The following is a 14,479-nucleotide window of genomic DNA, read 5'->3' as shown; positions in this document are numbered from 1 at the left end:
TCCCGAGTCATGCCCCCGACTTTTCCGGCCGTGCCGTGCGGCCCCCGCCGTGCCGCCCGGACGGGGGAGACGAGGCGCGATTCCCCGCCCGGGACCTGTGGGTCGCGCAGTCCTGGGTATGCGGAAGGAACGGCACAGCGATCGCGCAGACGAATGAGCCATCACCCGCACACGAGGAACCCTGCATGGAGAACTCGCTCAAGTACCAGGCGAGGGACATCCGGACGGCGGACCACAGCACCCGCTCCTGCCTGACCCGCACCTGGGATTTCACGGTCCCCGACATCGCAGAGGCACGCCGTGCCGTCATCGACCTGCTGGAACGTCTCGACCAGCCGCCGTGCGGCCGGTCGGTCCAGGACGCCTGCCTGGTCGTGAGCGAACTGGTCACCAACGCCGTCCGGCACGCCCCCGGCCCCTGCACCCTGGAGCTGGACGCCGGCCCCGACGGCCGGGCGCTGCGGATCACCGTGCGGGACACCTCCCGCCGGCTGCCCCGGCTGCAGCCCCGCGATCCGGCCCGGATCGGCGGACACGGACTGCATCTGGTGCGGTCCCTGAGCCTGCGGCTGGAGGCCACCCCGCGGGCGAGGGGGAAGGACGTCACCGCGACGGTTGCGCTGGAGCCCGCGGACGGTCGCTGAGCCGCCCTCCGCCACTGGGTCCTCCCCCGCTGGAGCCTTGCCCACTGGAGCCTTGCCCGCCGCGGCCTCCCCCGCTGCGACCTTCCCGCGCCGCGTTCGGGGACCGGGCCCGGCTGCGCGCCTTCGGTCCGCTCGGCGCCCGGTCGCACGCTTATTCACGGGCAACACGGGCACGCGGTGGGCTGTACCACCCCGATCCGAGGACGGTGCCGCCGATGACCGAGTACGAACGTTCCCGCACGATGCCCGCGCAGCCGGAGCAGGTGTTCGACCAGGCCGCCAACGTCGGTCAGCTCGACACCTGGCTGCCGTCCGAGCTGCATGTCCGGGCGGATGAGCTGCCCGCCGTCACGGTCCACGAGGACCGCACCGACGAGGACACCTCCGCCCTGCTGCGCAAGCGGCCGGAACAGATGCGGCTGGAGTGGGGCACCCGGGACCAGGGCAACTACGCGGGCTGGCTCCAGGTCGCGGGGATCGGCAGCGGGGCCAGCGAGGTGACCGTGCACCTGTCCTTCTTCGACAACAGCCACGACCCCGGCGAGCAGGCCGTGACCGACGCCCTCGACGGCAGCCTGCGGCGGCTGGAGGAGCAGGTGCGGCTGCGGGTCGACAACCCCGCCGGCTGATCGGAGGACCGTCGTCATGCCACGCGCCACGTCGTACGCCGTCGCCGCCTCCGGTCAGTGGACGGACGAGGAGGAGGGCCGCCGCCGGCTGCCGGCCGGGGAGGTCCACGCCTGGGAGCCCGGCCGCAACGAGACGGTGTGCGGGCTGTCCCTCAGCCGGTCCCGGCTGGGCCGTTTTCCGCACGTCACCTGGCCGGACGTCCTCCCGGAGTCCGGCGGGGCGGCCGACGAGGTGCGGCGGGTGTGCCCGCGCTGCGCGTCCGTGGCGGGGCGGCGTGGCGGTGACGCGCGCCCGCGGTGGCGGCGGGTGAATCCGCGTCCGTGAGCGGGTGGCCGCTCTGCGGTCTTGCGATCGTCAGCGGCCTGCGGTCTAAGGTCGTCGGCGGCCTGCGGTCGTCGGCGGCCCGCGATCTGTGGTCAGCGGTCAGGGGGTGTCGTGCCGCAGGGCGAGGAGGGCGATGTCGTCGGCCCGCTGGCCGGTGGTGCCCTCTCTGCGCAGCAGCTCGTCGATGAGGGCGTCCAGGTCCTGGTCCTCGGCCTCCGCCTCGGCGAGATGGCGGGCGAGGCGGGCGATGGCGTCGTCGAGGTCGGTGCCGGGCGTCTCGATGAGGCCGTCGGTGTAGAAGAGCAGGGTCAGACCGGGGGTGAACGGGATCTCGGTCACCGGGTAGACGGCGTCGGGGTCGATGCCGAGCAGCGGTCCTGGCCGGACGGCGACGGGGCGGGTGGTGCGGTCGGGCAGGCGCAGCAGCGGGGGCGGGTGGCCCGCGGCGGCCAGGGTGACCCGCCCGGCGGCCAGGTCGAGGTGGGCGTAGAGGCAGCTGGTGAACAGGTCGGGGGCGAGGTCGATGAGGAGCCGGTTGGTTCCGGCGAGGACCTGGTCCGGGGCGCTGCCGGCGGCCGCGTGGACGTGGACGGCGGTGCGGACCTGGCCCATGAGCGCGGCGGCGGCGACGTTGTGGCCCTGGACGTCCCCGATGACGGCGGCCGCGGTGGTGTCGCCGAGCCGCATCAGGTCGTAGAAGTCGCCGCCGATGTCCATGCCGCGGGTGGTGGGCAGATAGCGGGCGGCCACCCCCAGACCTCGCACCGTGGGCAGTGTGCGCGGCAGCAGCGCCTGCTGGAGGCCGTGGGCGAGTTCGTGCTTGGTGTCGTAGAGGCGGGCCCGGTCCAGGGCGTGGGCGACGAGTCCGGCGAGTGAGGTCATGACGGCGCGTTCCTCGGCCGTGAACTCGTGCGGGTCGTCGTACGACAGCACCCAGCAGCCGACCGGCCGGCCGGAGATCACCAGCGGCAGGAAGGCCCAGGCGTTCTTGCCGCTGATCATGGGGGCGTCGGGGTAGATCCGCCGCATCTCCTGCTGGCTGGCGAAGAAGGCGGGGATGCCGGAGGCGATGGCCCGCCCGGCCGGGGTCAGCCGGGTGTCGAGGGGCAGCGCGTCGAGCTGCCGGATCGCCTCCGGGGTGTAGCCGCGGTAGCCGGTGATGCGCAGCCGGCCGGCGTCGGCGGCGGACAGCACCAGGCCCTGGGCGCCGAAGGCGGGCATGATCTGGTCGGCGATCAGGTCGATGACGTCCTGGACGCCCACGACCTCGGTGAGCGCGGCGGCGAGGTGCATCAGCTGGTACAGCCGGCCGGCGCGGGTCGGATTCACGCTGCGGGTGGAGCCGCGGGGCGCCGGGGCGGGCGGGGGCTGGGCGCCGCTGGGCACGATCCGGACGCTGATGCCGCTGGCGTCCGGGTAGAGGTGCAGTTCCAGCCAGGTGTCGGGTGGGCGGCAGGCGGTGAAGGAGACGGGTTCACGGCTGAGCACGGCAGCCCGGTAGCGGTCCTCGTAGGTGGGGTCGTCGAGCCAGCGCAGGGACTGCCAGGGCCGGGTGCCGAGGAGCTGGTCGGCGCCGCGGCCCAGCAGTTCGCAGGCGCCGGAGCTGAGGTAGGTGAAGCGCCCCTCGAGGTCGAGGGAGCAGCTGCCGCCGGGCAGCCGTTCGATGAAGTCGGCGGCGGCCATGGTGGGGCCGGCGGAGTCGCGGCCCACGGCGGCGGGCACGACGTGGGGGCCGCCGTCGCGCGCCGGGGCCCGGCCGTGCGCGGCCCCTTCGTCCAGCAGGCGGGCCAGCCGGCGGCAGCTGGACTGGATGTAGCGGCGCTCCCGGCCGGTCATGAACGCGGGCCGGTTGGCCGGCCACATCAGCAGCAGGGCCCCCCAGTGGCGGACGCCGTCGACCGGTGCGGCGGCGAGCGCCAGCGGGTAGGGCAGGGCCATCGCGGTGCGCGGGTAGGAGTGGGTCATCTCCTCCTGACCGCCGATCCACACGAGGCGGTGCAGGCGGACGGCGTCGGCGACGGGGGCGGGCGCGGCGAGCGCCACCCGCGCCCACGGGGCGGCCAGCTCGGCCGACGCCCCGGACAGCAGCTCCAGGCGGAGCACCTCCTCGCCGGGTTCGAGGAGGTAGAGGGCGCCGATGGACGCGCCGATGTGGCGCACCGTCTCCGCGAACGCGGTATCCAGGTCGTCGCGCGTGGCCGGTTCGTCCGTGCTGCCGCCCATACCCGGACGTTACGCCCGCGGACCGGTATCGGCACGTGTTGCGGGCGGGTGGGGGTGGCCCCGCCGGTGTTCCTGCGCCGAGTACGCCTGTCGCGGGCGACGGGAGACGCCCGCGAGGGGGCGGCGCGAGACACCCGCGAGGGGGCGGCGCGAGACACCCGCCGCGGGTCGGCGGTAGACGCCCGTGACGGGCCACGGATGATCACCGCGACCCGCTCGGCGGGCCCTCCCCGGCCCGCGACGGTCCTCCGCCCGCGACGGCTCTCCAGCCGCCCGCGACGTCCTCCCTGCTGCCGTTCGTGACGGCGCGCCGGTGTCCCGTTCAGGCCGTGGCCGCGCCGACCGGGCCGCGTTCCCCGGCCCTCGTAGGGCCCTCGGACCCGGTGCGCCCCCCGGACCCCGTGCGGCCCGCGGACCCGGTACGTTCCTCCAGCCCGGCGGGTTCCCCGTACCCGGTGCCTTCCCCGGCTCCGGCACCTTCCCCGTACCCGGCGCGTTCCTCGCCGGGGCGGTGCTCGTCGAACCGGTGGCGTTCCTCGAACTGGGTGCGGTACAGCTCGGCGTACCGGCCGTCCGCCGCGATCAGCTCCTCGTGGGTGCCCTGCTCGACGATCCGGCCGTCCTCCAGGACGAGGATCCGGTCGGCGGCGCGGACCGTGGAGAGCCGGTGGGCGATCACGAGGGCGGTGCGGTCGCGCAGCGCCTCGGTCAGCGCCTCCTGGACGGCCGCCTCGGAGGTGTTGTCGAGGTGGGCGGTGGCCTCGTCGAGGACGACGACCCGCTGGCGGGCCAGCAGCAGCCGGGCGATGGTCATGCGCTGGCGTTCGCCGCCGGACAGGCGGTAGCCGCGTTCGCCGACGACCGTGTCCAGGCCGTCGGGCAGGGCGCGCACGAGGGTGTCGAGGCGGGCGCGGCGCAGGGCGTCCCACAGGTCGTCGTCAGTGGCGTCGGGGCGGGCGAGCAGGAGGTTGGCGCGGACCGTGTCGTGGAAGAGGTGGCCGTCCTGGGTGACCATGCCGACGGTGGCGCGCAGCGAGGCGGCGCGCAGGTCGCGTACGTCCACGCCGCCGACGCGCACGGCGCCCGCGTCGACGTCGTAGAGCCGCGGCAGGAGCTGCGCGATGGTGGACTTGCCGGCGCCGGAGGAGCCGACGAGCGCGATGGTCCGGCCGGGTTCGGCGCGGAAGGAGATGCCGTACAGGACCTCGGCGCCGCCCCGGGTGTCGAGGGTGGCCACCTCCTCCAGGGAGGCGAGGGAGACCTTGTCGGCGGCCGGGTAGCCGAAGCGGACGTCGTCGAACTCGACCGCGACGGGGCCGTCGGGCACGGACCGGGCGTCGGGGCGGTCCTCGATGAGGGGTTTCAGGTCCAGCACCTCGAAGACCCGCTCGAAGCTGACGAGGGCGCTCATCACCTCCACGCGGGCGCCCGCGAGCGCGGTGAGGGGAGCGTAGAGCCGGGTGAGGAGCAGCGCGAGGGCGACGACGGCGCCGGGTTCCAGGGTGCCGCGCAGGGCGAGGGCGCCGCCGAGGCCGTAGACGAGGGCGAGGGCGAGGGCGGAGACCAGGGTGAGGGCGGTGATGAACGCGGACTGGGCGGTCGCGGTGCGGATGCCGATGGCCGCGACCCGGCGGGCCCGTTCGGCGAACTCGCGGGACTCCTCCTCGGGGCGGCCGAACAGTTTGACGAGGGTGGCGCCGGGCGCGGAGAACCGCTCGGTCATGCGGGTGCCCATCGCCGCGTTGAGGGTGGCGGCCTCGCGCTGCATCCGGGCCATCCGGCGGCCCATCCGGCGCGCCGGGATCACGAACACCGGCAGCAGCACCAGCGCCAGGAGGGTGACCTGCCAGGACAGGGTGAGCATGACGGCGAGGGTGAGCACCAGGGTGACCAGGTTGCTGACCACGCCGGAGAGGGTGTTGCTGAACGCCCGCTGCGCGCCGATGACGTCGTTGTTGAGCCGGCTGACGAGCGCTCCGGTGCGCGTGCGGGTGAAGAACGCGACCGGCATGCGCTGCACATGGTCGAAGACGGCCGTGCGCAGGTCGAGGATCAGGCCCTCGCCGAGTGTCGCCGACAGCCGGCGGGCGAGGATGCCGAGCCCGGCCTCGACGACGGCGATGACCGCGATGAGCAGGGCGAGCCGTACGACGGTGGCCCGGTCGCCGCCCGACACGATCGCGTCGACGACCCGGCCGGCGAGCAGCGGGGTGGCGACGGCGAGCAGTGCGGTGGCCACGCCGAGCAGCACGAACAGCGCGATCCTGCGGCGGTGCGGGCGGGCGAAGGCGCCGATGCGGCGCAGGGTGGCGCGGGCGAAGGGGCGGCGTTCCTCTTGGGCGTTGAGGACGCTGTGCAGCTGCGTCCAGGCCGTGGTCTCCATGCTCATGTGCCGACCGTAGAACCTCGACCAATGTTGAGGTCAAGGGTCGCCGGTCGGGTGTCCGTCATCCGGCGTCCCCGCGTGCGCAACCCCCGGTTGGGGCGGCGCGGCGACTCTCTGCGGGTGTGACAGCGATACGGCTCCCCCGGCGCGTCCCACTACGGCTCCCCCGGCGCGTCCCGCTCCGCACGGCTGTGTGCCTGCTTCCGCTCGCGTTGGTCGCCGTGGCGGCGGTGCGCCACCGGGAGGTGCTCGCCGAGGGGTTCGGGCACCTGGCGACGGCCCGGCCGGCCTGGCTGCTGGCGGCCGCCGGCGCGACGTGTCTGACCTGGGTGGCGGCGGCCCTCACCCGGCAGGGCGCGGTCGTCGAGCGGCTGCCCGCGTGCCGCTTGCTCGCCACCCAGTTCGCGGCGGGCGCGGCCAACCATCTGCTGCCCGGCGGGCTGGGCGCGAGCGCGGTGAATCTGCGGTTCATGACGGTGTGCGGGCTGCCGCTCGCCCGCTCCTCCGCCGCGCTGGCGCTCTACCTGCTGGCGGAGGGCGTCGGCCGGGTGGGGCTGCTGGCCGCCCTGCTGCTCGCCTTCCCGGGGGCGCTGCGGCTCGGGCCGCTGCTGCCCGCGGGGGCCGCCGGGCCGCTGTTGCTCGTGACCGGCGCGGTGGCCGTCGGGGTGGTGGCGGCCCTGCTGTGCGTACGGCGGCTGCGGGCGTCCGTGGGTTCGTTCCTGCGCACCGCGCTCGGCGAGGCCCGCTCGGTCCACCGCCGGCCGGCGCGGGCGTTCGCGCTGTGGGGCGGCTCGTTCGCCTTTCCCGCGCTGCAGGCGTCCGTCCTGGTCGCGGTGGGGCGGGCGCTGGGGCTGGGGGTGTCGCCGTGGCACATGGCGGTCGCGTATCTGGCGGCGACGGTCGCCGTCGCGCTGATCCCCACGCCGGGCGGGGTCGGCTCGGTCGAGGCCGCGCTGATCGTGGCCCTGGTGGCAGCGGGCGGACCGGCCGCGGTGGCGACGGCGGTGGTACTGGCCTTCCGCATTCTCACGGTGTGGCTGCCACTGCTGCCGGGGGCGCTGACGCTGGGGGTGCTGGTGCGGCTGAAGGTGATCTGAGGAGGGCCGGCCGTGTCCGCCTTGCCCCTCTTCCGGCCGGTGGTCGTCTGCCGGTCGTCCGGCCGGGGCGCTCTGCCGTATGTGCGGTCGGTGGCCCGGCGGCGGGGGCTCGACTTCTGGGAGTCGGGGTGCGCCGCCGGGTGACCGGTGCGTGCTATGCCCGGTGCCGCAGGCCGCGCAGGCGGGCCCGGAAGGCGGGCTGGTCGCGCTGTGAGCCGGTGATCTCGAAGGCGAGCCAGCCGGGCAGCAGCGTGGGCAGCGGCTGGGCCTGGATCAGGCAGGGCTCGTCGAACTCCACATACCGCTGGAAGCTGATGCTCAGGTCGGTGATCTCGACGGGCTGGGAGCCGGAGGCGGCCCGTGCCGCCTGCTCGGCGGCTTCGAGCAGCACCAGGCCCGGCACGTGGTCGACCGGGTGGTCGAAGAGGAGGATGTTCGAGATGTCGCAGCGCAGCCGCCAGCGGCTCCCGGCACCGCCGGGGGTGAGGAGTACGTCGTTGTCCTCGCGTCTGCCGACCAGGTCCGGGGCGACGGGCCGCGGGAGCGGCCACCTGCCCCAGTCGCAGTCGTGGAACATACGGCCGCGCAGCCTGCGGTACGCCACGGGCGACACCCAGCCGAACTCGGTGTCGGCCAGGCACACCGTCTCCTCGCCCCGCCGGATGCGGAACTCCATGCCGAGGCTGGCGGCGCGCCCGCCGGTCCGGGTGACGGCGACGTCCACCTGGAGGTCGGCGCCGGCCCGCGCCTCGAAACCGGGTTCCACCGTGATGTTCAGCGTGTTGAGCAGGGTCTGATGCCGCGTCGGGACGTCGTACGCCGCGTGCGCGACGAGGAGGCCGGACTGACGGATGGTCTGCGTCAGCAACCGGGGGTCGTACGGGTGGGCACCGCCGCGGGCGGGCCACTGGACCCGGACGGTGAAGGCGTTGGCGCTCTCCTGACGCCAGTCCCGCACGAGGACCGACTCGTCGTGCCGGAGATGGGTGTACTCGCCCAACCGTGCCGGAAGGGAGGTGCCGGCGTCGTCGCGGTGGGCATGGGAGGGCTGAGTGGTCCTGGGCAAGGCTTCCCCCGGTTGAACCGTTACTCGGACGTCTGTTCGCTGTGCCGCAGATTGATAACATACCGACTCTTCAGTCACTTGCAAGGGGCTTTTGTGAGAGTTCAACTGCGGGGAATCAAGCGGGCGGGAGGTGCGTCATGGTGAGGCAGGATCGTGCGATTCGCACTCGCAAGCACATTCTTGAGTCAATGGCCGGTCTCTTCAACGAAGTCGGGTACGACGCCGCGACCATCGCCGCGCTCGTCGAACGCACGGGCCTGACACGCGGCGCCCTGTACTTCCATTTCGCTTCCAAGGAAGACATGGCGCGGGCGGTGCTGGACGAGGCCGTGACCCTCGAGGGCATCACCCCACAGCAGTTCAAGATGCAGGAGTGGGTGGACCTGGGTCTCGTCCTCGCCTACCGGGTGCCCCGGGAGCCGATACTGCGCGCGGCCATCCGGCTCTCCGTCGACCCCAAGGCGCGCCGGCTGTTCGGAACACGCTGGGGGGACTGGGTGAGCGTGGGGCGTGACCTGCTCACCGAGGCCCAGAAGCGCGGCGAACTGCTCCAGCACGCCAGCCCGTCCGCCGTCTCCCGTGCCGTCGTGGGCTCCTGGACCGGCGTCCAGTTGCTGACGGAGAGCCTCGGGGAGGCACTCGACCTCACGGAGGAGGTGTCGTCCCTCTATCAGATGCTGCTGCCCAGCATCGTCAGCCCCGGCGTACTGGCCAAGATCGACATGTCCCCCTACCGGGCCGAGCGACTGCTGGCGTGACACCGGGACGGACATCCTGACTCCGGGCTCACCACCCGGAGTCTTTGCGTTTTGGAAGACATGGGCAACGAGCGGGCCGCCCCGGACGGCCGCTCGGCCGTCCGGGGCGGCCAGAAATACGGAATGCATTATTCCCTTACGGAGCCGCAACTCTCGGTGGACATGACAGGTTCTGTTTACACAGCGTTCGGTTTCCTTGAAGATCACGCATCTCAAGTAGTGGTCTCGATGTCAAGTTTCCTTCAAGACTGCCGTGCTGTAGCGGTAGTTTGCCCTGTTTTGCCTGACTCTTGGCGCTCGTTTCCGGCTGTACAAAAAACAGGACGTGTGTTTCTTTAGGTGGCGCAGGCGATAGGGGGAGCGATGACACTGCATGCCACAGAGGCAGCTGGGGGTATCACCGCACGGACGAGAGACTTCACTGTGGTGCGCGTCCCGCCGCCGGCGGCCCGCGCACACTTCACCCGACTGAGCGAGATCGGCACGATCCGCGTCCTGGTGGTCGAGGACGATCCCACCGCCGCGGAGGCACGCGTCTCCGAGCTGCGCCGACACGGATACGTGGCGCACTGCGTGGACACCGGCGCGGCCGCGCTGAAGTCCCATCGGAACGCCGATCTGGTCCTGCTCGACCTGAGCCTTCCGGACATCGACGGCCTGGAAGTGTGCCGGCGGATGAGGGCGGCCGGGAACAAGCCGATCATCTCCGTCACCGCCCGCGACGCGGACGAGGTGGACCGGGTGCTCGCCCTGCAGGCGGGCGCGGACGACTGCGTCGTCGCCTCCTGCGGTGTGCGGGAGATGACGGCCCGTATAGAGGCATTACTGCGGCGGGTCTATCCGCAGCCGGAATCAGCCCGCACCATCACGCGCGGGCCACTCCATATCGACGGCCGGACCCGGGAGGTCCGGGTGCACGACGAGCCGGTGAATCTCACCGCCAAGGAATTCGAGTTGCTGCACCTGCTGGCCGCGAATCCGGAAAGTGTCATCTCCCGCCGGGAATTGATGGCCCGGGTCTGGGACACGCAGTGGACGGATTCCAGCCGGACCATCGACACCCATGTGAGCAGCCTGCGGGCGAAACTGGGCGCCCCCGGCTGGATCATCACGGTCAGGGGTGTCGGCTACCGCATCGGCCACGGCTGACGTTCCGCTCCCGACCCCCGTGCACTGTGCATCGCCGCCCCGCGCACGACTGACCGGCCGCCCGCGGACCCCGCGTCCCGCACAACGCACGTACTCATGACTCACGTACACCCACGCACGCACGAAACACACGCACAGGCACAGACGCACGCACAGACGACGGACGGGCCCGAGGCGGGCCCGTCCGTCGTGCGCCGGGTCGAACGGCCTCCCGTGCCGGGCGGCGGCGGGGCGGCCCGCGCCATCGCCCGGCACCGGGGGCCGGAGGGTCAGGACGGGGAGCCGACCGGCTCCCGGAGCCCGTCGAGGCCCACCGGGTCCTTGCCGAGCCCGGTCGGCCTCAGCCAGTCGAAGGGGCTGTAGACCGCCGGCCCCAGCCCCAGCCCTTCGGCGACCACCTCGCGCAGGCGGTTGGAGGTGAAGCCGCCGATGACGTTCATCTGCGCGTCCCGGTAGAGGCGTTCGACCTCATGGCCCTGGGTCACCCCGCTCGCCCCGTGGATCTGCACGGCCGTGGCGGTGACGTCCACGGCCATCTCGGTGGCGTAGATTTTCAGCATGGCGATCAGGTCCCGGGCGGGCCGGCCGGCCGCCTTCTCGACCAGGGCCCGCCGGGCCAGTGACCGGGCCGCGTCGATCCGTACGCGGGCGTCGGCGAGCTGGGCCTGGACGCCCTCCATGTGCATCAGCGGACGGCCGAAGGAGACCCGCTCGCGGGCGTGCCGCACCGAGGCGTCCAGCGCGGACTCGGCGATGCCGACGGCCGCGACGGCGATCAGCAGCCAGCCCCACGCCATGCTCTCGGACAGCTCCCCGCCCAGCTCGCCGAACGGCACCGGCACGACGTCGGTCTCGGCGACATGGGCGTCGGTGAAGACGATGCCGCCCCACGGCATGCCGCGCAGGCCCATCCGCGGGATGTCGTAACGGCGCACCCCGGGCCCGTGCAGGTCCACGAAGGCCAGGCACCACTCCGGGCCGCCCTCCTCGGCGGGCCGGTGGCGCCTGACGACCGTGACCGCCACATCGGCCTCGGCGGCGTTGGCGATCCTGCTCTTCTCGCCGCTGATCAGGTACCCCTCCCCCGGTGCCCCCGCCGGGCGCACCAGGGTCTGCAGGGTGGCCGCGTCGCTGCCCGCGCCGCGCTCCACGATCGCGAAGCAGGCCAGCTTCTCCCCGGACAGCACCGGCTCCAGCAGCCGGGCGTGTTCGCTCGCGGGGCTGTAGCGGGCGATGAGCTTGGCGCACAGCAGCGCCGAGACGGTGGCCGTCCAGTAGGTGGCCGGGCAGGCCCGGGCCAGGGATTCCATGGCCTCCAGCTGGGCGAGGACATCGGCGCCGGTGCCGCCCAGTTCGGGGGCGTGGAACATTCTCAGGTAGCCGCTGTCGGCGGTCTCCTGCCAGCTGGCCGGATGGATCCGGCCGGCCGCGTCGGTCTCGTGGGCCCGGGCGGCCACGCCCGGGAAGCTCGGTGCGGTGCCGGTGCCACGCTGGGTGCCGGTCATGTCGGTTGCACTCCTCACGTTCAGCCGAGTTCAGGAAGTCACGTTCAGCCGAGGTCCGGACGGCATGCTCAGCCGACGCCCAGCAGGGACGCCGCGACCACCGGCCGCAGCACGCCGCTGCCACCGCCGGTCTCGGCGAAGAACAGCGCGTCGCGGTGCGCCCGCTCGATCAGGTGGTCGCCGGTCAGGGCGAACGGCCCGGACAGCCGCGCCGCCTCCTCGGTGACCGCCCGGGCGGCGCTCGCCGTGAACAGCCGGGCGGCGGCCGCGTCCCGGGGCGCGGGCCCGCCGGCGCCGTCGAACCGCTCGGCGGCCCCGTACAGCAGCCCGGCCGCCAGTTCACAGCGGGCCGCGAGGTCCGCCAGCGTGAACCGGGCCGACTGGTCGTGGGCGACCGGCCGCCCGAAGAGCAGACGCTCGCGAACCTCGCCGACGGCGTCCCGGGTCAGCGCGCGCATGACCCCCAGCCAGGGCGCGCCGGTGAACACCCAGTCAAGCCCGGCCAGCAGCGGTTCCACCTCGTCGGCGGCGCCGCCGACGGTGCCGAGCACGGCGGTCTCCGGCACCGGGCAGCCGTGCAGCACCAGCCGCCCCCACGGGCAGGTGGCCATCGCGGCCGGACCGGCGTCGGTGATCTGCAGACCGGGCGTCTCGCGGTCGACCACGAACGCGGTGCGTCCACCGCGGCCGTCGTGCCCGGCGACGACCAGGAAGTGGTGCGCCTCGGGGGCGACCGCCACCAGGTCGAGTTCACCGGTGAGCACCCAGCCGTCGCCGTCCACCGGGGCGGGCCGGGCGGTGACGGTGGGGGCGAGGCCCGTGTGCTGGGTCTGGCGCAGCGACAGGGCGCCGAGCCGGCTGCCGTCGGCCATCCCGGGCAGGTAGCGCTCCCGCTGCGCCGCGGTGCCGAAGGCGCGCAGCGGTACGGCGGTGAGGACCGCGTGCACTGTGACGGCGAGGGCGAGGCCAGGGTCGCGGGCACCCTCGCCCAGCCCTTCGAGCAGCGCGAACGTCTCCCGGGCGGTCAGACCGGCACCGCCCAGTTCGGGGGGTATCAGAGCGCCGGCGAGACCGGCCTCGGCGAGTTCCCGGAACAGTTCCGGATCCCAGCGGCGCTCGCGGTCGCGTGCGGGGGCGGTCGGCCGTACCAGCCGGTCGGCGAGCTTGCGGACGCGTTCGGCCACGGACCGCTCGTCCCCTTCGGCGCCGAGACCGGCACCGGCGAGGGAATTCGACATCACCATGGGATTTCCCTTCTCCCCAATTCATCGGGTCCTGCGCACCCTAGCCGCCCCATTTTCGGGCGGGCCGGATCGGGCAGAAATTTGTCGGTGGATTCGAGGGAAATTCGCGCTCTCGACGTTCCATAACGTTGCGCCACACTCCTTGACAATCCTCTGACACAGGCGTCGTTGTTCCCTGACAGAGGGTCGGCCAGCATATTCCGCAGCGCTCCACCGAAATTCGACGAGGAAGGAACGCAAATGTCAGCAGCAGTGCAGGGGTCCGAGCCCGTGACGGGGCTGCCCCGCCTGTCCGACGCCACCCTGCGGGACTCCGCGCACATGGCGGGCGTCGAGTTCGGCCCCAAGGACGCGGCCCGTATCGCGGAGCTGCTGGTCAAGACCGGGATCGAACTGGTCGAGGTCGGCATGGTGTCCGGTCCGAACTCCAAGGACGCCGACCTCGTCCTCGCCACCCACGAGGCCGTCGGCCCCGAGCGCAGCATGACCCTCCTGGTCGTGCGGGACCGCCAGCAGGTGGCCACGGCGCTCGACGAGGCCGAGCGGCTGGGCGTGCGCCACATCATGTACTCGATCCCGACGTCCGAGCAGCACGCCAAGCTGAAGCTCGGCTCGCCCAGCGCCAAGTTCCTGAACACGCTCGCCCGTTCGGCGATCCAGCAGGCCAAGGAGCGGGGTTTCCACGTCACCTTCAGCGGCGAGGACGGCGCCCGCACCCCCAAGGAGCGGCTCGTCCCGTACGTCACCGCGGGCTTCGAGGCCGGCGCGGACCGGTTCCGCCTCGCGGAGACCGTCGCCTACCTCTCGCCCTGGCAGATGGAGGAGGTGATCGGCGACCTCACCGCGATCGACGGTGCGGAGATCGAGATCCACTCCCACAACATGCTGGGCATGGCCGTGGCGAACTCGCTCGCGGCGGTCCGGGCCGGCGCGCAGTGGATCTCGGCGACGGTCGGCGGGATCGGCGAGCGCGGCGGCAACGCCCCGCTGGCGGAGCTGCTCACCTCGCTGCGGGTCATCCACGGTGACACCCGCTTCGACCTCTCCCACCTCACCGAGCTGTCCAGGATCGCCCTGAAGGGCGCCGGCCTGGGCGAGGCCTTCCAGTCCGGTCCGACCACGCCGCACGCCTTCGCGTACGAGCTGCCCGGCCAGCTGACCCACCCCGAGGCCTACGAGACGCTGCCCGCCGAACTCGTCGGCAACTCCCGCGAGCTGCGGGTCCGCACCCGGCTGACGCCGGCCCTGGTCGCCTGGGCGCTCACCGAGTCGGGTGTGTTCGTCGACGTCGAGGCCTTCACCCCGTGGCTCATCGAGCGCCAGGAGCGGAACGGCGCGCCGCTGCTCGACCGGGACGCCATCCGCAAGGCCGCCATCGACTTCCAGTCCGAGTGAGTCCGGGCGCGCCGACGGCCCGCTCTCGGTCCCTCACCACCGCAGTCCCATCACTGCG

Annotated in this window: 12 protein-coding genes and 1 pseudogene; 8 read left to right on the top strand and 5 right to left on the bottom strand. The window is 73.1% G+C overall.

Features of this window, described 5'->3' with window-relative positions; genetic code table 11:
- The first annotated feature begins 185 nt into the window (after nucleotides 1-185).
- From G7Z13_RS30820 to G7Z13_RS30810, 3 genes are all read left to right on the top strand, one after another.
- Nucleotides 186-644: an ATP-binding protein gene (locus G7Z13_RS30820; RefSeq protein WP_166003691.1), complete on the top strand. Its 459-nt coding sequence runs from the start codon at nucleotides 186-188 to the stop codon at nucleotides 642-644.
- Between the two features lie 215 nt (nucleotides 645-859).
- Nucleotides 860-1,273, top strand: a complete 414-nt coding sequence (locus G7Z13_RS30815; RefSeq protein WP_166003689.1) for an SRPBCC family protein — start codon at nucleotides 860-862, stop codon at nucleotides 1,271-1,273.
- A 16-nt stretch (nucleotides 1,274-1,289) separates the two neighbouring features.
- The gene (locus G7Z13_RS30810; RefSeq protein ID WP_166003687.1) at nucleotides 1,290-1,598 is read left to right on the top strand and encodes a hypothetical protein; all 309 of its coding nucleotides are present in this window, start codon (nucleotides 1,290-1,292) and stop codon (nucleotides 1,596-1,598) included.
- Nucleotides 1,599-1,697: 99 nt separating this feature from the next.
- Here G7Z13_RS30810 and G7Z13_RS30805 read toward each other — a convergent pair whose 3' ends face one another.
- Together G7Z13_RS30805 and G7Z13_RS30800 are read right to left on the bottom strand one after the other, a co-directional pair.
- Nucleotides 1,698-3,821: a SpoIIE family protein phosphatase gene (locus tag G7Z13_RS30805; RefSeq protein ID WP_166003685.1), complete on the bottom strand. Its 2,124-nt coding sequence runs from the start codon at nucleotides 3,819-3,821 to the stop codon at nucleotides 1,698-1,700.
- A gap of 538 nt (nucleotides 3,822-4,359) precedes the next feature.
- Nucleotides 4,360-6,210 (bottom strand): annotated as a pseudogene (locus tag G7Z13_RS30800) (ABC transporter ATP-binding protein); the annotation flags it as partial.
- Between the two features lie 119 nt (nucleotides 6,211-6,329).
- Between G7Z13_RS30800 and G7Z13_RS30795 the strand changes: the two are divergent.
- Both G7Z13_RS30795 and G7Z13_RS34170 read left to right on the top strand, forming a co-directional pair.
- On the top strand, nucleotides 6,330-7,304 hold the full coding sequence (locus G7Z13_RS30795) for a lysylphosphatidylglycerol synthase domain-containing protein (RefSeq protein WP_166003683.1): 975 nt from the start codon (nucleotides 6,330-6,332) through the stop codon (nucleotides 7,302-7,304).
- 12 nt (nucleotides 7,305-7,316) lie between these two features.
- Nucleotides 7,317-7,448 (top strand): hypothetical protein, encoded by a 132-nt coding sequence (locus G7Z13_RS34170; protein WP_277347428.1) that lies wholly within the window; start codon nucleotides 7,317-7,319, stop codon nucleotides 7,446-7,448.
- Between the two features lie 10 nt (nucleotides 7,449-7,458).
- On the opposite strand, the gene G7Z13_RS30790 is transcribed toward G7Z13_RS34170, so the two are convergent.
- Nucleotides 7,459-8,370 carry a ScbA/BarX family gamma-butyrolactone biosynthesis protein gene (locus G7Z13_RS30790; RefSeq protein WP_240926404.1) on the bottom strand — a complete coding sequence of 304 codons (912 nt, stop codon included), beginning with the start codon at nucleotides 8,368-8,370 and terminating at the stop codon, nucleotides 7,459-7,461.
- 137 nt (nucleotides 8,371-8,507) lie between these two features.
- Here G7Z13_RS30790 and G7Z13_RS30785 point away from each other — a divergent pair, with 137 nt between their 5' ends.
- Together G7Z13_RS30785 and G7Z13_RS30780 are read left to right on the top strand one after the other, a co-directional pair.
- Nucleotides 8,508-9,128 carry a ScbR family autoregulator-binding transcription factor gene (locus tag G7Z13_RS30785; protein ID WP_166003681.1) on the top strand — a complete coding sequence of 207 codons (621 nt, stop codon included), beginning with the start codon at nucleotides 8,508-8,510 and terminating at the stop codon, nucleotides 9,126-9,128.
- 426 nt (nucleotides 9,129-9,554) lie between these two features.
- Nucleotides 9,555-10,277, top strand: coding sequence for a response regulator transcription factor (locus G7Z13_RS30780; protein WP_240926402.1), 723 nt, complete (start codon nucleotides 9,555-9,557; stop codon nucleotides 10,275-10,277).
- Between the two features lie 269 nt (nucleotides 10,278-10,546).
- On the opposite strand, the gene G7Z13_RS30775 is transcribed toward G7Z13_RS30780, so the two are convergent.
- Both G7Z13_RS30775 and G7Z13_RS30770 read right to left on the bottom strand, forming a co-directional pair.
- Nucleotides 10,547-11,782, bottom strand: coding sequence for an acyl-CoA dehydrogenase family protein (locus G7Z13_RS30775; protein ID WP_166003677.1), 1,236 nt, complete (start codon nucleotides 11,780-11,782; stop codon nucleotides 10,547-10,549).
- 68 nt (nucleotides 11,783-11,850) lie between these two features.
- Nucleotides 11,851-13,026: an acyl-CoA dehydrogenase family protein gene (locus G7Z13_RS30770; protein WP_166003675.1), complete on the bottom strand. Its 1,176-nt coding sequence runs from the start codon at nucleotides 13,024-13,026 to the stop codon at nucleotides 11,851-11,853.
- 240 nt (nucleotides 13,027-13,266) lie between these two features.
- Between G7Z13_RS30770 and G7Z13_RS30765 the strand changes: the two genes are divergently transcribed.
- The gene (locus tag G7Z13_RS30765; protein WP_166003674.1) at nucleotides 13,267-14,421 is read left to right on the top strand and encodes an isopropylmalate synthase; all 1,155 of its coding nucleotides are present in this window, start codon (nucleotides 13,267-13,269) and stop codon (nucleotides 14,419-14,421) included.
- Nucleotides 14,422-14,479: the final 58 nt, after the last annotated feature.

This window comes from Streptomyces sp. JB150 (assembly GCF_011193355.1).
GTDB lineage: Bacteria > Actinomycetota > Actinomycetes > Streptomycetales > Streptomycetaceae > Streptomyces.
The sequence above is the reverse complement of the archived record's forward strand: the minus strand, read 5'-3'. Positions and strand labels throughout refer to the sequence as shown.